Here is a 17,879-nt window from a genome sequence, read left to right on the forward strand (position 1 = left end):
GCCCCGCAGGACGGTTCCCCCGTTCGTACCGACTGGTTAGTATGCGGTTTCGGCGCGGGGACCGCGCCGACCGACAGCGTGTGGGAGGCCACCGGTATGCAGGCATGGCGAGTGCACGAGACGGGCGAGCCGCGCGCGGTGATGCGCCTGGAGGAGGTGGCGGAGCCGGTCGCCGGGCCCGGGGAGCTGCTGCTGCGGGTCAGGGCCGCCGACGTCAACTTCCCCGACGCCCTGCTCTGCCGCGGGCAGTACCAGGTGCGCCCGCCGCTGCCGTTCACCCCCGGCGTCGAGGTGTGCGGCGAGGTCCTGGCCGTCGGCGAGGGCGCCCCGGGCCGCCCGGGCGACCGCGTCATCGCCACCGCCGCGCTGCCCGCCGGCGGCTTCGCCGAGACCACGGTCGTCAGCGCCGCGGCCGCCCTGCCCGCCCCCGACGCGCTGGACGACGCCGAGGCCGCCGCGCTGCACATCGGCTACCAGACCGGCTGGTTCGGCCTGCACCGCCGGGCCCGGCTGGAGCCCGGGGAGACACTGCTGGTGCACGCCGCCGCGGGCGGCGTGGGCAGCGCCGCCGTCCAGCTCGGCAAGGCCCACGGCGCCCGGGTGATCGGCGTCGTCGGTGGTGCGGACAAGGCCGAGGTGGCCCGGGAGCTCGGCTGCGACCTGGTCGTCGACCGGCGGCGCGAGGACTTCGTGGCGGCCGTCAAGGAGGCCACCGGAGGACGGGGCGCCGATGTGATCTACGACCCGGTCGGCGGTGACGCGTTCGCCAAGTCGGTCAAGTGCGTGGCCTTCGAAGGCCGGATCGTGGTCGTCGGCTTCGCCAGCGGCGTGGTCCCGCAGGCCGCCCTCAACCACGCCCTCATCAAGAACTACGCGATCCTCGGCCTCCACTGGGGCCTGTACAACACCCACGACCCGGCCGCCGTCCGCGCCTGCCACGAGGAGCTGGCCAAGCTCGCCGCCCAGGGCGCGGTCAGGCCCCTGGTCAGCGAGCGGGTCCCGCTCGACGCGGCCGCCGACGCCGTCCAGCGCGTCGCGGACGGCACCACCACCGGCCGCGTCGTGGTCGTCCCGGGGCAGCGCCAGGGGGTGGGACGGTGAGCACGACCGCCGAACCGGGGCGGGTGACCGCCGACGAACTGCGCGACCGCGTCCGGCGGCTGCTCGCCGAGCACCCCGTGGCCACCACCGGCCGCCTGGACTTCCTGCGGGCCCGCTTCGACGCCGGACTCGCCTGGGTCCACTACCCGGCGGGGCTCGGCGGCCTGGGCGCCCCCCGCGCGCTCCAGGCCGTCGTGGACGCCGACCTCGACGCCGCGGGCGCGCCCGACAACAACCCCCGCCGCATCGGCATCGGCCTCGGCATGGCCGCGCCCACCATCCTCGGCTTCGGCACCGACGAGCAGCGCACCCGCCTGCTGCGCCCCCTGTGGACCGGCGAGGAGGTGTGGTGCCAGCTGTTCAGCGAACCGGGGGCCGGCTCCGACCTCGCGGCCCTCGCCACCCGGGCCGTGCGCGACGGCGACAGCTGGGTGGTCGACGGGCAGAAGGTCTGGACGTCCGGCGCACACCTCGCCCGCTGGGCGATCCTCATCGCCCGCACCGACCCCGACCTGCCCAAGCACCGCGGCATCAGCTACTTCACCTGCGACATGACCGACCCGGGCGTCGAGGTGCGCCCGCTGCGCCAGATCACCGGCGAGGCGGAGTTCAACGAGGTCTTCCTCACCGGTGTGCGCATCCCCGACAGCCGGCGTCTCGGCGGGGTCGGCGAGGGCTGGAAGGTCGCCCAGACCACCTTGATGAACGAGCGCGTCGCCATCGGCGGGGGCCGCGTCCCCCGCGAGGGCGGCATGATCGGCAAGGTCGCCGGCGCCTGGCGCGAGCGGCCCGAGCTGCGCACCCACGACCTGCACCAGCGGCTGCTCGGGCTGTGGGTGGAGGCCGAGGCGGCCCGGCTGGCGGGGATGCGGCTCGGCCAGCAGCTCGCGGTCGGCCAGCCAGGCCCCGAGGGCTCGGCGATGAAGCTCGCCTTCGCCCGCCTCAACCAGGAGATCAGCGGCCTGGAAGTGGAACTGCTGGGGGAGGAGGGCCTGCTGTACGACGACTGGACGCTGCGCCGCCCCGAGCTCGTCGACTTCACCGGGCGCGAGGCGGGCTACCGCTATCTGCGGGCCAAGGGCAACTCCATCGAGGGCGGCACCTCCGAAGTGCTGCTCAACATCATCGCCGAACGCGTCCTGGGCCTGCCGTCCGAGCCCCGGACCGACAAGGACCTCCCGTGGAAGGACCTGCCCCGATGAGCACCCCGGACCTGCTCTACTCCGAGGCCGAGGACGATCTGCGCTCCGCCGTGCGCTCGCTGCTCGCCGATCGCTGCCCGCCCTCCGCCGTCCTCGCCGGAGCGGAGAGCGCCCGCCCGTACGACCCCGCGCTGTGGCGCTCCCTGGCCGTGGAGATGGGGACGGCCGGGCTGCTGGTGCCGGACAAGCTCGGTGGACAGGGCGCCACCGCGCGGGAGGCGGCGGTCGTGCTGGAGGAGCTGGGCCGTGCCGTCGCCCCCGTCCCCTACCTCACCAGCGCCGTGCTCGCCGCCACGGCCCTGCTGGGCTGCGACACCGACGAGGAGCGGGTGGCCCGGCCGCTCGGCGCGCTCGCCGAGGGGCGCGCGGTCGGCGCGCTCGCGCTGCCGCTGTCCACCGCGCCCGGCGGCGGCGCGCCGAGCGCCACGGTCACCGCCCGCGGCGACGGCGCCCTCAGCGGCCGGGTCGGCGGCGTGGCGGGCGCGGCCGGAGCGGACATACTGCTCGTCCCCGCCGAGGGCCCCGACGGATACGGGCTCTATTCCGTCGACGCTGCCGCTGCCGCCGACGCCCCGGGCGTCACCGTGGAGCCGCTGACCCCGCTCGACCTCACCCGGCCGCTCTCCGCGCTCCACTTCGCCGACGCCCCGGCGCGCCGCCTCGCCGGGCCCGACCGCGCCCGGGACGCGGTCGGCCGGGCCCTGATGGCCGGGGCCGGGCTGCTCGCCTCCGAACAGCTGGGCCTGGCCGAGTGGTGTCTGACGGAGACCGTCCGCCACGCCAAGGAGCGCCATCAGTTCGGCCGCCCCATTGGCTCGTTCCAGGCGCTCAAACACCGGATGGCCGGGCTCTGGCTGGAGCTGGTCTCCGCCCGGGCCGCCGCCCGGCACGCCGCCGACGCGCTCGCCACGGACAGCCCCGAGGTCCCCGTCGCGGTGGCGGTCGCCCAGGCGTACTGCGCGCGGGTCGCGGTGCACGCGGCCGAGGAGTGCGTACAACTGCACGGCGGGACCGGCATGACCTGGGAACACCCGGCGCACCTCTACCTCAAGCGGGCCAAGAGCGACGAGATCGCGCTGGGCACCCCCGGCCGTCACCGCGCGGCGCTGGCCGGGCTGGTGGACCTCCCCGCCCCCGTCGGCTGAGCGGAGCCGCCCCCGGCCGGTGCCCGCCGACCGGGGGCGGACGGGGGCGCCGGGGCGTACGGGCAGGGGCGGCCCGGGGGTTCGCACCCGTGATCGGCACCCGTATGGAGCACCCGAGATGGCGCGGGTCAAGGGGGTGTCTGGGCCAGACTGGCGGCCGGATTCCGATCCTCATGAAGCGCCTGAGGAGGCTCGCCATGGCCATTTCGATCTCCGTGGTCCTACTGCTGCTGATCCTGGCGGTGGTCTTCCTGCGGAGCGGAGGGCTGCGTGTCTCGCATGCGCTGGTCTGCGTCACCCTGGGCTTCTACCTGGCCAGCAGCAGCATCGCGCCCACCATCTCCGAGGGGCTGGCGGCCACCGCGGACGTGGTCAGCAGCGTGCGGCCCTGACCGGCGGGGCCCCGGCCGCAGGACGCAGAAACCCCCGGTCGGCGGGGGCGACCAGGGCCCGCGGCCCGGCGGCGCGCAGCACGACGTCCAGCACGGCGTCGGCCTCGGCGGCGTACGAGTGGGAGAACCACGCCATGTTCGCCTCGACCGCCGCCCACCGCTCGCGCCCCGTATCCGGGTCCCGCACCAGCCCGACGTCCAGCGTGACCGCGCTGGGCAGCGAGTCCCCCACGGCGGCGAGCAGCCGCCCGGCGAACCCGCGCACCGCCCGCTCGTGCGGGTCCCGGTCCAGCGCGGCGACGTCCAGCCGCCCGTGGGCGGCGTACCGGCTCCCGGCGGCGATCCACCCCTCCAGCACGAACAGCCGGTACTCGACGGCGAACATCACCACCTCGGAGACCAGCACGGGGGTGTGCGGGCCGACGCCCTCCCCGGAACGGGGCAGCCGTGAGCCGTGTCCGTAGACCGCGGCGGGGAACGACTTGTCGCTGGGCGGCTTGACGAACACCGGGCCGCGGGCGGCCCGCGCCGCCGCCAGCGTGGTCAACTCGACCTTCCGGCCCGTGAACTCCCGCGGCAGCCGGGCGAGCCAGGCGTCCGGCGGCTCGAGCAGCCCGAGGCCGAGCCGGGCGGCCACCCGGTCGGCGGTGCGCGGGCCGCCGTACCAGTGCACCGGCCGGCCCGCCGCCTCGTCGAGCCCGCGCGGGCCCGAAAGCACCAGGACGTCCATTCCGCGCCGGGCCGCCGCCTCGCTCAGCAGGCCCGCCGTGCTCGTACGCTGAGCCGAGGTCAGAAGCAGCCGCACCACGCGGCTCACCGTATCGGCCGCCTCCCCGCGCGGACCACCCGGATCGCACCGGTCCGGTCGTCTCAGGGGCGGTCGGTGGTCGTCTCGGGGGCGGGGCGGGTGAACACCCCGATCCCGTTGGGGACCGGCCGCTCGGTGCCGCCCGAGGGGTGGTTGCGTACGGTCGCCCGCCCGCTGTCCGCGTCCCGCACCACGAGCGTGGAGGAGCCGCCCCCGTCGAGGTTGACCACATCGTCGGCCCCGAGGGCGAGCATCACATCCGCGAGCTCGCTGAGGGTCAGCCCGGCGCGGTAGGTCATCTCGCCGTCCAGCACCAGCAGATACAGCAGACGCCCGCCCTCGCCGATGCCCGCCGCGGTGCGCACCGCCCCGGTGAGCGGGTCGAGCCCGTCGAGTCTGTGACGGTCGCGCACGATCGGGAAACCGCCGAGCGCGAAGGCGAACGGCGGGCGGTGGGTCTCCCGCAGCCCGTACTCGAAGCGCACCGGTTCGCCCAGCCGCAGCTCGCGCAGCGCCCGCGCCCCCGCCTCCCGCCCCACCAGCACGAACGAATCCTCCGGGATGGGCCCCTTGCCGGGCGTGACCGCCCGCCGTGCGACCAGACCCGCACGGACCGTCACCTCATAGGTCTCCGCGCTGCACGGCGCCGACCGGGAGGTGTCCACGCCGCAGGCGGCCCGCACCCGGGACGCGCCGCCCCAGCCGGAGGTGTACGCCCCGATGCCGTCCACCGCCACCGCGTACTGGTTCAGTCCGCGCAGCGGCCGGGTGCCCCGCCCCTCCGCCGTCACCGTGCCGCGCAGCGTCAGCCGGCCCACGCGGGCGATCCGGTCGGTGCCGACGCCGACCACGTCCTCCGTCGAGGTGCCCGGCGGCGGCGCCGGGCCGAATCGCTGGCCCTGGGGCACCGCCGACTTGAGCAGCTGCCCGGCCGAGACCTCCGGGCCCACCGCGGCGCCCGTCGCCTCCACACCGGGGTGCTGGGTCTCGGTGATGTGGAAGAAGTCGCCGTTCACGGCGGCGACCGCGGCGCGCTCGGCGGCCATGTCCGAGACCCGGGAGCGCGAGGCGACCGCGTCGGGGTGGAGCAGTCCCAGCGATACCCCCGGCTCCCGCAGGTCGACGGTGAGCAGATGGCCCAGCGCCGTGCCGTGCGAGGTGGCCAGCGTGAACTCGCGGTACTCCACGCCCGGCGCCGGTGCGGAGCGCTCCAGGTAGCGCGGCGCGGCGCGGGCCGTGGGCGCGGGACCCGCCCCGGCCCGGCCGGCACCGGCCAGCACGCCCCACGCGAGAGCCACCGCCACCGCCGTACGCATTCGCCCGGACCGCCTACGCACCCGCCCGGACCTTGAGCGACTCCTCACCGCCATCGTGCACCTCCCGTCAACCGCCCGGTCCCGGGCACCGCTTCGGCTTGAGCCGCGCTTGTGACGGGAACGGCGCGGAAATGGCCGGAGACCACCGGAGGAACTCTTCGCACGCCCCTGCCCAAGCGGCCCACGCCGCCCCGATACTCACTGGCGTCCGTCGAGCAACCCCGGCCCCGCGCCGGGGCAAGAGCCGGGAGGCCCTCATGGTCCGCCGCACGCGCCGTGCCTTTGTCGTCACCCTCGGAGCAGCCGTCGCGGGCGGGATAGCCGCCCCCGCATACGCGAGTTCGGGATCCGGCAGGGGCAAGCCGCCGCTGGCCAGAGCCCACGCGCACAACGACTACGAGCACCCGCGCCCGCTGCTCGACGCGCTCTCGCACGGCTTCGGGAGCGTGGAGGCCGACATCTGGCTGGTGGACGGGCAGTTGCTGGTCGCCCACGACGCGGCGGACCTCGACCCCACCCGCACCCTGGAGGCCCTCTACCTCGACCCGCTGGCGCGACGCGTCAAGCAGAACGGCGGACGCGTCTACCGCGGCCACGACCTGACGCTGCAACTGCTCATCGACATCAAGACCGCGGGCGAGCCCACTTACCTGGAACTCGCCAAGCGCCTGCGCCCCTACCACTCGATCCTGAGCAGCGCCCACGGCGGCGTCGGGGGCCGGGTGCGCCGCTCCGCGGTGACCGCCGTGATCTCCGGCGACCGCGGCGCGCGGGCCCCCATGGAGGCCGAGCGGGTGCGCCACGCCTTCTACGACGGGCGTCTCGAGGACCAGGGCACCGGCGTGCCCGCCTCCTTCATCCCGCTGATCAGCAGCAACTGGACGCAGAGCTTCGGCTGGCTGGGCTCCGGCGAGATGCCGCCGGCCGAGCGGGAGAAGCTGCGTCAGATCGTGGGTTCGGCGCATGCGAACGGCCAGCGCGTCCGCTTCTGGGCCACCCCCGATGTGGCGGGGCCGGAGCGCGAGGCGCTGTGGCGCGAACTCCTCGCCGCCGACGTCGACTACATCAACACCGACGACCTGGCGGGCCTGGAGGACTTCCTGCGCGGCGCTCACTGACCCGCGTCGCGGGCTCACGGCAGTCACTGGCAGATCGTATGATCAACACACGCGCCTCCCCGTGAGGCGCGTGTGGGCCAGTCGGGCGACGCCCCGCACGCCGTGCCCCGCGAGACCTACGCGCCGCGCTGCTCCCTGAACGCCGCCGGGTCGTCCAGGACCGCCTGCACCACCGAGCCCGCCGCGCCCAGCACCGGCCCGTCGGAGCCCAGCCGGGAGACGGTCACCACGCCCTGGCCCGGCCGGGCCGGATCCGTGAGCCGCCGCGCCAGCTCCCGCTCCAGGGCGGGCAGCAGCCAGGGCGACAGCGGGGTGAGCGCCCCGCCGAGCACCACCTTCTGCGGGTCCAGCAGATTCACCGTGCCCGCCAGGGCGATGCCGAGCGCCGCGCCCGCCCCGCGCAGCGCGCTCCGCACGCGCGGGTCGCCGTCCGCCGCGTGCCGGGCCAGCAGGGCGATCCGGCCACCCGGGGCCCGGTGTTCGGCGGCGGCCTGCTCCGGGCTCAGGCCCCCGGCCCGCAGCACCGCCTCCTCGCCCGCGTACTGCTCCAGACAGCCGCGCCCGCCACACGCGCACTCCGGCCCCTCGGGCCGCACCGGCACATGCCCCAGCTCGCCAGCGAAACCGTGTGTCCCGCGCAGCAGCCGCCCGTCGATCACGACGGCGGCGCCGATGCCGATCTCGGCCGAGACATGCACGAAGTCACGCGGCGCGGGGTCGTGGCCGCCGAGCCACAGCTCCGCGAGCGCGCCCAGGTTGGCCTCGTTGTCGACGGTCAGGGCGCCGCCCGGCAGGGCCTCCCGCAGCGCGGCGCCCACGTCCACGCCCGACCAGCCGAGGTTCGGGGCGCGCACCACGACACAGGACTCGCGCGCCACCAGGCCCGGCACCGCCACCGCGAGCCCCACCGGCCGCAGCCCCTCGCCCTCCGCCTCCGCCGCGACACGCCGTACGAGCCCGGCGAGCCGCTCGAGCACGGGGCCCGGCGCCCGGCCCCGGTTCGCCGACTCGACCTGGGCCCTGGCCCGTACCCGCCTGCCGAGGTCCATCGCGTACACCGCCAGATGGTCCACGCCTATCTCCGCGCCGAGCCCGGCCGGCCCGCGCTCGTTGAGCTGGAGCGCGCTGCCGGGGCGGCCGACCGTGCCCGGCCGGGACGGCCCGAGCTCCACCAGCAGCCCGTCCCGGGCCAGCTCGTCCACCAGGGTCGAGACGGCGGCCCGGGTCAGCCCGATCCGGGCCGCGACGGCGGCCCGGGACAGCGGGCCGTGCGCGGCCACGGCATGCAGGACGAGGGAGAGGTTGCGTCTGCGCATCGCCTGCTGAGTGTTGGGCAGTGGCGCTGCCACCTGACCGTTCTCCCCTCGTTCCTGCTGGTCCTGGCGGTCCTGGACCCCGCGCGGTACCTCCGTGGCCCGGCCCCGACCCTACGGTGTGGCCCTGCGCAGCAGCGCGTCGGCATCGGACAGGACCCCGCCCAGGCGCTCCAGCGCCGCCTCGTCGCGCTCCACCGCCTCCCACGACGGCCCGTCCGCCGTCTTCCAGCGCCGGGCCACCGCCGCCGGGTCCTCGCCCAGCAGCAGGCCCGCGGCCTGGGCGGCGGCGCCGAGCGCGACCAGTTCCTCGGCCCGTGGCACCTGGACGGGCCGGCCGCTGAGGCGGCGTACGGTCTCGCGCCACGCCGCGCCCTTGGCGCCGCCGCCGATGAGCAGCAGCGGAGCGTCCGTCGCGGCGTCCGCGTCCAGGACCTCGTCGAGCGCGGTGAGCAGGGCGAACACGGCCCCGTCGTAAGCCGCCTGGAGCACTTGCCCCGGCGTCGTGTCATGGCGCAGCCCGTACAGCAGCCCGGAGGCCAGCGGCAGGTCGGGGGTGCGCTCGCCGTCGAGGAACGGCAGCAGAACGGCTGAGCCGCCCTGCTCCACCGCCTCGCGGTCGCGGCCGAGCAGGGCGGCGATCCGGTCCACGGCCAGCGTGCAGTTGAGCGTGCAGGCCAGCGGCAGCCAGGCGTCGCGTGCGTCCGCGAACCCCGCGACCACCCCGGTGGGGTCGGTGGGCCGGCGCCCCGAGACGGCGTAGACGGTGCCGGAGGTGCCCAGGCTCAGCACCGGCTGCCCGGGCCGCAGCCCGAGGCCCAGGGCCGCCGCCATGTTGTCGCCCGTGCCGGTGGCCACCAGGGCGCCGGCGGGCAGCGGCAGGCCGGGGAGGTGCCGTACGGTCCCGGCCGCCTCGCCGTGCCGCAGCACGCGCGGCAGCAGCTCGGGGGAGAGGCCGACGCGCTCCAGGATCTCCCCGTCGTACGACTCGGTCGCCGACGCCCACCAGCCGGTGCCGGAGGCGTCGCCGCGGTCGGTCGTGCCCTGGCCGGTGAGCCGTTCGGTGAGGTAGTCGTGGGGGAGCCGCACGGCGGCGGTGGCCCGCGCGGCCTCGGGCTCGATCTCCTTCAGCCAGGCCCACTTGGTGACGGTGAAGGCGGGCGCGGGCACGCTGCCGATCCGCTCCGCCCACACCTTCGGCCCGCCCAGCTCCTCGACCAGGCGGTCGCGCTGCGGGGCCGAGCGCACGTCGTTCCACAGCAGCGCCGGGCGCACCGGGCGGCCCGCCGCGTCCAGGGTGACCAGGCCGTGCTGCTGGCCGCCGACCGAGATGGCGGCCGCCTGCCGGGCGTGCGCCCCGCACTGGCCGAGCGCCTCGGCCAGCGCCCGCCACCACTGCTCCGGGTCGCTCTCCTTGCCGTCACCCCCCGCCCCGCCGCCGACGGTGTGCGGCGCCTGGCCGCGCGCGACGACCTGGCCGGTCGCGGCGTCGACGACCAGCGCCTTGGTGGACTGCGTGGAGCTGTCCACGCCGACGACCAGCGGTCCCTCCGGCACGGGCACGGCTGCTGCTGCCATCGTGCTCTCCTCCTTCACGTCCCTGTCCCCGAGCGGGGCTTCCCTCGGGGCACTCGCGCATACTAATTTGTAAAGTGCCATGACGAAATAGGCGAGGGAGCCGCGATGAGTTACAACCCCACCCCCGAGGACAAGTTCACCTTCGGTCTGTGGACGGTCGGCTGGCAGGGCCGGGACCCCTTCGGGGACGCCACCCGCCCGGCCCTCGACCCCGTCGAGTCCGTGACCCGGCTCGCCGAGCTCGGCGCGTACGGCGTAACGTTCCACGACGACGACCTGATCCCCTTCGGCGCCTCCGCGACCGAGCGCGAGTCGCACATCAAGCGCTTCCGGCAGGCCCTGGACGCCACCGGCATGACCGTGCCCATGGCCACCACCAACCTCTTCACCCACCCGGTCTTCAAGGACGGCGCGTTCACCGCCAACGACCGCGACGTACGCCGCTACGCGCTGCGCAAGACCATCCGCAACATCGACCTCGCCGCCGAGCTGGGCGCCAAGACCTATGTGGCCTGGGGCGGGCGCGAGGGCGCGGAGTCCGGCGCCGCCAAGGACGTGCGCGCCGCGCTCGACCGGATGAAGGAGGCCTTCGACCTGCTCGCGGACTATGTCACCGAGCAGGGCTACGACCTGCGGTTCGCCATCGAGCCCAAGCCCAACGAGCCGCGCGGCGACATCCTCCTGCCGACCGTCGGCCACGCCCTCGCCTTCATCGAGCGGCTGGCGCGGCCCGAGCTGTTCGGCGTCAACCCCGAGGTCGGCCACGAGCAGATGGCCGGGCTGAACTTCCCGCACGGCATCGCCCAGGCGCTGTGGGCGGACAAGCTCTTCCACATCGACCTCAACGGCCAGTCCGGCATCAAGTACGACCAGGACCTGCGCTTCGGGGCGGGCGACCTGCGGGCCGCCTTCTGGCTCGTCGACCTCCTGGAGTCGGCCGGCTACCAGGGCCCGCGCCACTTCGACTTCAAGCCGCCGCGCACCGAGGACATCGCGGGCGTCTGGGCCTCCGCGGCCGGGTGCATGCGCAACTACCTCATCCTCAAGGAGCGCGCCGCGGCCTTCCGGGCCGACCCGGAGGTCCAGGAGGCGCTGCGCGCCTCGCGCCTGGACGAACTGGCGCGCCCGACGCTGGGCGAGGGGGAGACCGTGGCCGGTCTGCTCGCCGACCGCACGGCCTTCGAGGAGTTCGATGTCGACGCCGCGGCGGAGCGCGGCATGGCCTTCGAGCGCCTGGACCAGCTGGCGATGGACCACCTCCTGCGCGCCCGCGGCTGACCGCGCCGCCCGGCGGCCGGCCCGCGCGTGCCGCGGGCGGGTTGGCCGCCTGCCCGCGCGTGTTGCGGACAGGTCTGGCTGCCGGTCCGCGCGTGTCGCGCGCAGGTCCGGCCGTCGTTCCGCGCGTGCTGCGGGCAGGTTCGGCCGCCGGTCCAGCCCCCCGACGGGACCGGCGGCCGGGTCTGTGGGGCCGGAGCCCGTCAGGGCGTCCAGTCGCCCAGCCAGTCCGCGATCTCGTAGTCCGCGGCCTGGGAGTCGCTCAGCTGCGGCCGGTCGGTGCTCGCCGGTCCGGAGCCCGCCCCGGTGTTCTTGTACTCGGCGAAGCGGTCGTCCTTCCACGAGAACCCGCTCATGTCGGTCCACGGGGTGGTCCGGACCGCGGCGCTCAGGGAGGTGTTGCGGACGACGGTCTGCGGATCGAGGCTCGCGTCGCCGCCCGCGTGCCAGGGGCGGCCCAGGTAGTGGCTGCGGTCGCTGACATCGCCGGTGACGTTGCTGTTGATGATCAGGAAGCCGTGCTTGCCGGCCGCGGTCGAGGGCGCGGCCACATACCCGGCCGAGCTGCCGTCGTACCGCTTGACCAGCCGTATCGTCGACTTGGTGATGACGGCGGAGGCGCGGCCGAAGATGAAGTCGACGTTGCCCTGGATCCAGGCGTTGTTGACGTACACCCGGCCGACCTTGTCCTTGCTCGCGGAGTCCAGCAGCAGGGTGTCCTGGTCGCCCAGGGCCCCGATGTTGTCCAGGACTATCTTGTCGCCCGCGGTGCGCAGCGCCACCGCCTGCTTGTCGGTGATGCTGGTGTTCGCCTCGTTGAAGTCGTTCACGAACTGGAGATTGCGGGCCTGGAAGTCGTCGGCCTCGACGGCGAAGGTCGCGCTGCCACTGGTGCCGTATGTGCCGCCGCCGGGCTTGGGGGTGCCCGAGGCGTTGTTGTAGACGATGGTCACGTCGTTCTTGCTGCTGGTGGTGCCCACCAGCCGGATGTGCGGCTTGTTGCCGGGGATCTTCACGGTCTCGCGGTACGTGCCGGGCTTCACGGAGATGGTCACGGCGGAGGGGTTGTTCGCCGGGACCGCGTCGACCGCGGCCTGCACGGTCGTGTAATTGCCGCTGCCGTCCTTCGCGACGACGATCGTCGCCGCGGCCTTCGCGTGCGCTGCCGGGGCGCCCGCTGCCATCAGTGCGGCGCCCGTGACCAGGGCGAGGGGAGCGCTGACGAGCGGTCCAGTGAGGCGCCGCCTAGGGCGCCGGTCCGTTGTGGACATGGGGGGTGACTCCGTCCCGTGGAGACGTGCCGGACATGCGGATGCTCTGCGGTTGCCGCGTGAGGCGGAAAGGTTGCCGGGGTGCGGTGGGCCGCTCGCGGCCCGGCTCTTCCGATGTCCGCTGGCTGCCGTTGTGGTTCCCGGCCGCGGCTCGGGCCGGTCTCGCCGGGCTTCGCGGAGCCCTCGGGCGACGGAGCGCGCAGTTCACCCCGGCGGTGCGCACGCCAAGTGGGCCCCATCCGCCGCGTCGTGCCGGTCGGCCGGCCGAGGTCCGGTGGGCGCGCCGCTTCGCGGACGGCGCGGTGCCGGGGGAGTCCGGCGGTTCTTGACGCCTGCGGCGGCCGCGCGGCGGCCATGCGACCGTGCGGCGGAGTCGTGTGTCGGCGCGGCGGCCCCGTCCCGCCCCTTCGCGGGCCCTGGCCCTGTACGCCGGCCCTGGGGTCGGGGTCCAGGGGTGGCCCCCGCCACGCGGCGGAGCCGCACATCGACGCTGCCGGAAGGGCCGAGGAAAGGATCGCGCTGCCGGACACCCCGACCGCGCGGCGCCGTCAGCCCGCGCCCGCCGCCGCCCCCACCATCCCGGCCCCGCGCGGGGACGGCGCCTCGAGGGACGCCAGCGCCGCCGCCGGGTCGTGGTCCGCCGGCCCGGCGGGCCACCAGCGGCCGCGCTCCTTGCGGTAGGGCCACCAGCGCCCGTCCCGGCTGTAACGCAGCTGCGCGTCCGCGCCGACCACCGTCCAGCGGTTGCTGCCCACCGCCCGCAGCCGCGGCGCCCGCTCCTCTCCCTCCCAGGCGGTGGTGAGCGAGGCGCGGGCGCGTGCCAGCGCCTCGTCGGCCGGGCTCCACTCCTCGTCCAGCACGGTGAGCGCGGCCGGTCCGCCGTGTCCCCAGGCGCGCACGGCGCGCGCCAGCTCGCCGCGGTCGCGGCCGCAGCCCGCGGCGAGGCGGTCGGCGATACCGGCCGGAGGCCCGGCGGCGGCCAGCCGCACCGCGTCCTGCCAGGGCGTGAGCGCGCTCGGCGGCGGGGCCGTGGCGTGGCCCGGCGCCAGCGCCTCGGCCAGCAGCCGCCGGGCGCGCACCGCGGCGTCCGCCGCCAGGAACTCCAGCGCGACGACGTCCAGGCCGGGCGCCGGGTCGCCGCCGCCGCTCAGCGCCGGCGGCCGGCCGGGCTCGGCCACGGTCGGCGGGGGCGCGGGCAGCGGTGGCAGGGAGGCGGTCGCGGCGAACGCCTCCCGCGCGGGTATGCCCTCCGGGGCCCGGCCGGCGCCCTCCTCGGCCGCGCCGCCCGGCGCGCGCCCGGCGGCGCGCGCCACGCTGCGCACCTGGAGCTCGTCCAGGAGCTCGCGCTCCCCGCGGCCGCGCATCAGCAGCAGTACGAAGGGGTCCTCGTCCAACAGCCGGGCGACCTGGTAGCAGAGCGCGGCGGTGTGGGGGCAGTGGTCCCACGCCTCGCATCCGCACTCCGGCTCCAGATCGCCGATGCCCGGGAGCAGTTCGACGCCCGCGGCCGCCGCGTCCTCGACGAGCTGCGGGGGCATGTCCCGGTCGAGCAGGGCGGCGATATGCCCGGCCCGGTCGGCGACCACGTCCAGCAGCCGCTCCCACTCGGCCTCGCCGAACTCCTGGAGCAGCACATCGGAGCGGTGGGGCGTGTGGTCGCGGTCCCGTACCACCGCGGTGATCCGGCCCGGCCGCACGCACACCGCCCCGACCGCCCCCTCGCGCGCGTGCTTGCGCCCGCGCCCCAGCTGTTCACCGTCGAGCGCCGTGTCCTCCAGCGCCTTGAGCCACGCCCGGCCCCACCAGGTGCGGGCGAAGCCGCGGCCGCGGGCGGGCGGCAGGGCCTCGAAGACGCGCTCGCGCTCGTCGTACCCCTCCCGGACGTTCCCGGTATCGGTCATCGCTCGGTCCCCCTCAGCTCCACGAGCTCCGCCAGCTCGGCGTCGGTCAGTTCGGTCAGCGCCGCGTCCCCCGCGCCGAGCACCGCGTCCGCCAGCTCCCGCTTGCGCTCGAGCATCGCGGCGATCCGGTCCTCCACCGTGCCCTCGGTGATCAGCCGGTGCACCTGCACCGGCTGGGTCTGCCCGATCCGGTACGCGCGGTCGGTGGCCTGCGCCTCCACGGCCGGGTTCCACCAGCGGTCGTAGTGCACGACATGTTCGGCCCGGGTGAGGTTGAGGCCGGTGCCCGCCGCCTTCAACGACAGCAGGAACACCGGCACTTCGCCCTGCTGGAAGCGGTCCACGAGCTCCTCGCGGCGCGCCACCGGCGTGCCTCCGTGCAGCAGCTGCGCGGCGACGCCGCGCGCCGCCAGATGTTCCTCGAGGATCCGCGCCATCCGGACGTACTGCGTGAAGACGAGGACGCTCGCGCCCTCGGCGAGGATGGTGTCCAGCAGTTCGTCGAGCAGCTCCAGCTTTCCCGACCGGCCGGGGACGACGGGTTGGTCCTCCTTCAGATACTGCGCGGGGTGGTTGCAGATCTGCTTCAGGCCGGTCAGAAGCTTGACGATGAGCCCGCGCCGGGCCGGCCCGGCGGTGCCGGAGATCTCGGCGAGCATCTCGCGCACCACCGCCTCGTACAGCCCGGCCTGCTCCTTGGTGAGCGCCACGGCGCGGTCCGTCTCGGTCTTCGGCGGCAGCTCGGGCGCGATGCCCGGGTCCGACTTGCGGCGCCGGAGCAGGAACGGGCGGACGAGCTTCGCCAGGCGCTCGGCGGCGGCCGGGTCGCTTCCGCTCTCGACGGGCTGGGCGTAGTGGGCGCGGAACCACCCGTGGCCGCCGAGCAGCCCGGGCGTCGTCCAGTCGAGGATCGCCCACAGCTCGGAGAGGTTGTTCTCGATCGGGGTCCCGGTGAGCGCGACGCGGGCCTTGGCGCCGATGGCGCGCAGCTGCTTGGCGGTCGCCGAGTACGGGTTCTTGACGTGCTGCGCCTCGTCGGCCACCACCAGGCCCCAGCCGCCGGGCACGGCCTCGGCCAGCCGCCGTGCGTCGAGCCGCATCGTCCCGTACGTGGTGAGGACGAACTCGCCGTCCGCCAGGTCCTCCAGGGTGCGCGCGGCGCCGTGGAAGCGGCGCACCGGGGTGCCGGGCGCGAAGCGTTCGATCTCGCGCTGCCAGTTCCCCAGCAGGGAGGCGGGCGCGACCACGAGGGTGGGCCCGGCGGCCTCGGGGACGTCCTGGCGGTGGAGATGAAGGGCGATCAGGGTGATGGTCTTGCCGAGGCCCATGTCGTCGGCGAGCGTGCCCCCGAGGCCCAGCGAGGTCATCCGGCTCAGCCAGCCCAGGCCGCGCAGCTGGTAGTCGCGCAGCGTGGCGGCCAGGCCCACGGGCGGGGCGACGGGCCCGTGCGCCGGGCCCTCGGGGTCGGCGAGGCGGTCCCGCAGCGTGGCCAGCCAGCCGGCGGCCCGCACCTCGACGCCGGTGCCGTCGGCCTCGGCCCGGCCGGTCAGGACGGCGCCGAGCGCGTCGGCGGTGGTGATGTCACGGTCCTCGCGGCCGCGGGCGCGGCGGACCGCCTCCGGGTCGATGACGACCCATCGGTCACGCAGCCGCACCACCGGACGGGCGGCCTCGGCGAGCCGGTCCAGCTCCGCCCGGGTGAGTTCCCGGTCGCCGACGGCGAACCGCCAGCTGAAGCGGAGCAGCGCGTCGGCCGACAGATACGAGGGCAGCCCGGATCCGGCGGTGTCCGGACCCTCGCCGTCGACGCGCCCCTGCGGGCCGACGACGGCACGCGCGGTCAGGCCCCGGGCCAGCTCCTTGGGCCAGTGCACCTGGACCCCCGCCGCGTCCAGCGCCGCGGCCGCCGGGCCGAGCAGCTCGACGACGTCCTCGTCGGCGAGGTCGAGCGCCTCGGGTACGGCGGCGGACAGCAGCGGGGCGAGCGGTGACCAGGCGCGGACGGCCCGGCGCAGCGTCAGCAGCGCGTCCATGCGGGCGCGGGGGCCGAGGGCCGCGGCGGCGGGCGACGCGCCCGCCCATACGTCGGCGGCGTCCGCCACCAGGGTCGGGTCGGCGAGGCTGTGGAGTTGGAGGACGGCACGGAAGCGCGGGCCGGGGGACGGGGCCCGGTCGCGGTTCCCGTCGTGGCTTCGGCCGTGGACGAGGCCGTGGTCGCCGTCGCCGCCGAGGTCGCCGCCGAGGTCGCCGTCCAGCAGCTCGATCCGAAGCGACAGCCGGACACCGGCGTCGTGCCCGGCGGCGAGGTCCGCCGCCCAGGCCCGCTGCTCGGGCAGGCGTTGCGGCTTCGCCGCGGCGAACGCCGGACCGCCGGCGGCCAGGGCCGCCGCGGGCGAGCGCGGCAGCCCGTCCGCGACCGCGTCGAGAAACGCGCGGACGTGCCGCTCCGGCTCCGGGAGGCGCAGCGGGTCGGTGCCGGGCAGCGGCACGGCGTGGGCGGCGGGAGGCATGGCCGCCGCCAGCTCACGCACCCGCCGCAGATCCTCCTCGGCCAGCGGGCCGACGCGCCACGCGTCGTGGTCGGTGGCCGTGAGCCCGGGCAGCAGCCGTCCGCGCGCGGCGAGCTGGAGGGCGAGCACCGCGGCGGTGCCCCAGAAGGCCGCTGTGGGATCGGCGGGTGGGGAAGCGGTGTGCGCGGCGCGTGCGCGGGCGCGGGTGAGCACCGGAAGCGCCTCGCTCAGGGGCAGGACGAGGGCCCGTACGGCGCGGGTACGGACGCCCGGGTCTCCTTCGGCACCATCGGCCTGATCGACCTCATCGGAGGTGGCCGGGACCACGACGGTGATCTCTTCGGGGGTGCCCGGCCCGGTGGGGTCCGGGCCGTCCGGCCGCCAGAAGGCGACGCGTCCGGTGCGTGCCGGGTCGGCGGGGAGGAAGACGGTGGTGCAGCGGCTGAGTTCGGCGATCTCGGAGGGCGTTGCCACGGTGCGTGGTGTCACGGAGCTGACACATTCCTCAAATTTGACTAGCGGGAGCGGTCGAGAGTACCCGACGAGGGGCCCGCCGGGGCGGGCGTCCGTTGTGAACCGTCTCACCTGGGCCCTTCGCGCTCCGGTGGATGCTTCGCACTCAGGAACCGGACGCGGCCGACGTCCGTTGACACAAGTGAAGCGGCATGAGCCGCGAAGGAGGCAGAGGGAGATGTCCAAGCGCGCTGTGGCCGTCGCGGGGGGCGCGGCGGTGGGAGTGATCCTGCTGTGTCAGCTGTTGCCGTTCTGGGCGGCAGTGCTGGTGATCGTCGGTGTTCCCACGCTGGCGTATCTGGTGCTCGACCCCTCTCAGCGGCGCAGGCTGCGCCGTGTGTCGCGCAAGGAGCTGGGGCGCTGACCGGCCCTTTCGCGCGCCCTGATGGCGAATTCCCGGATGGAAACGGGGAGAAGGGAGCGGCGGGCCGCGGCG

The 17,879-nt window shown here is 75.7% G+C and carries 14 protein-coding genes; 7 read left to right on the top strand and 7 right to left on the bottom strand.

Annotated features, from left to right (window positions below):
- Positions 1-96 precede the first annotated feature (96 nt).
- From ACH4S9_RS21680 to ACH4S9_RS21695, 4 genes are all read left to right on the top strand, one after another.
- Positions 97-1,101, top strand: coding sequence for an NADPH:quinone oxidoreductase family protein (locus ACH4S9_RS21680; protein ID WP_398373592.1), 1,005 nt, complete (start codon positions 97-99; stop codon positions 1,099-1,101).
- Positions 1,098-2,303 carry an acyl-CoA dehydrogenase family protein gene (locus tag ACH4S9_RS21685; protein WP_398373593.1) on the top strand — a complete coding sequence of 402 codons (1,206 nt, stop codon included), beginning with the start codon at positions 1,098-1,100 and terminating at the stop codon, positions 2,301-2,303. Before ACH4S9_RS21680 ends, ACH4S9_RS21685 begins: the two co-directional genes overlap by 4 nt.
- Positions 2,300-3,448, top strand: a complete 1,149-nt coding sequence (locus ACH4S9_RS21690) for an acyl-CoA dehydrogenase family protein (RefSeq protein WP_398373594.1) — start codon at positions 2,300-2,302, stop codon at positions 3,446-3,448. Before ACH4S9_RS21685 ends, ACH4S9_RS21690 begins: the two co-directional genes overlap by 4 nt.
- 197 nt (positions 3,449-3,645) lie before the next feature.
- Positions 3,646-3,840 (top strand): hypothetical protein, encoded by a 195-nt coding sequence (locus ACH4S9_RS21695; RefSeq protein WP_311728743.1) that lies wholly within the window; start codon positions 3,646-3,648, stop codon positions 3,838-3,840.
- On the opposite strand, the gene ACH4S9_RS21700 is transcribed toward ACH4S9_RS21695, so the two are convergent.
- Both ACH4S9_RS21700 and ACH4S9_RS21705 read right to left on the bottom strand, forming a co-directional pair.
- Positions 3,821-4,639, bottom strand: a complete 819-nt coding sequence (locus ACH4S9_RS21700; RefSeq protein ID WP_385351741.1) for an ATP-grasp domain-containing protein — start codon at positions 4,637-4,639, stop codon at positions 3,821-3,823. The genes ACH4S9_RS21695 and ACH4S9_RS21700 overlap by 20 nt on opposite strands.
- 71 nt (positions 4,640-4,710) lie before the next feature.
- Positions 4,711-5,964, bottom strand: a complete 1,254-nt coding sequence (locus ACH4S9_RS21705) for a phosphodiester glycosidase family protein (protein ID WP_385351720.1) — start codon at positions 5,962-5,964, stop codon at positions 4,711-4,713.
- A gap of 257 nt (positions 5,965-6,221) precedes the next feature.
- Here ACH4S9_RS21705 and ACH4S9_RS21710 point away from each other — a divergent pair, with 257 nt between their 5' ends.
- Positions 6,222-7,082, top strand: coding sequence for a phosphatidylinositol-specific phospholipase C/glycerophosphodiester phosphodiesterase family protein (locus ACH4S9_RS21710; protein WP_311728742.1), 861 nt, complete (start codon positions 6,222-6,224; stop codon positions 7,080-7,082).
- Between the two features lie 116 nt (positions 7,083-7,198).
- On the opposite strand, the gene ACH4S9_RS21715 is transcribed toward ACH4S9_RS21710, so the two are convergent.
- Together ACH4S9_RS21715 and xylB are read right to left on the bottom strand one after the other, a co-directional pair.
- Complete coding sequence (locus ACH4S9_RS21715) at positions 7,199-8,431, bottom strand: ROK family protein (protein WP_398373595.1); 1,233 nt, start codon at positions 8,429-8,431, stop codon at positions 7,199-7,201.
- A 78-nt stretch (positions 8,432-8,509) separates the two neighbouring features.
- Entirely contained in the window at positions 8,510-9,973 is a 1,464-nt protein-coding gene (gene xylB, locus ACH4S9_RS21720) for a xylulokinase (protein ID WP_398373596.1), read from the bottom strand.
- Between the two features lie 105 nt (positions 9,974-10,078).
- On the opposite strand from xylB, the gene xylA reads away from it, so the two are divergent.
- Positions 10,079-11,251 carry a xylose isomerase gene (gene xylA, locus ACH4S9_RS21725; RefSeq protein WP_358842445.1) on the top strand — a complete coding sequence of 391 codons (1,173 nt, stop codon included), beginning with the start codon at positions 10,079-10,081 and terminating at the stop codon, positions 11,249-11,251.
- 200 nt (positions 11,252-11,451) lie between these two features.
- Here the strand turns inward: xylA and ACH4S9_RS21730 are convergent, their stop codons facing one another.
- The 3 genes from ACH4S9_RS21730 to ACH4S9_RS21740 form a co-directional block, all read right to left on the bottom strand.
- Complete coding sequence (locus tag ACH4S9_RS21730; protein WP_398373597.1) at positions 11,452-12,519, bottom strand: pectinesterase family protein; 1,068 nt, start codon at positions 12,517-12,519, stop codon at positions 11,452-11,454.
- Between the two features lie 548 nt (positions 12,520-13,067).
- Positions 13,068-14,420: an SWF or SNF family helicase gene (locus ACH4S9_RS21735; protein ID WP_398373598.1), complete on the bottom strand. Its 1,353-nt coding sequence runs from the start codon at positions 14,418-14,420 to the stop codon at positions 13,068-13,070.
- On the bottom strand, positions 14,417-17,419 hold the full coding sequence (locus ACH4S9_RS21740; RefSeq protein ID WP_398373599.1) for an SNF2-related protein: 3,003 nt from the start codon (positions 17,417-17,419) through the stop codon (positions 14,417-14,419). Before ACH4S9_RS21740 ends, ACH4S9_RS21735 begins: the two co-directional genes overlap by 4 nt.
- Before the next feature lie 202 nt (positions 17,420-17,621).
- Here ACH4S9_RS21740 and ACH4S9_RS21745 point away from each other — a divergent pair, with 202 nt between their 5' ends.
- Entirely contained in the window at positions 17,622-17,807 is a 186-nt protein-coding gene (locus ACH4S9_RS21745) for a hypothetical protein (protein ID WP_311728735.1), read from the top strand.
- Positions 17,808-17,879 lie beyond the last annotated feature (72 nt).

Origin of the sequence: Streptomyces sp. NPDC021225, from assembly GCF_044332865.1 — a bacterium.
Lineage (GTDB): Bacteria > Actinomycetota > Actinomycetes > Streptomycetales > Streptomycetaceae > Streptomyces.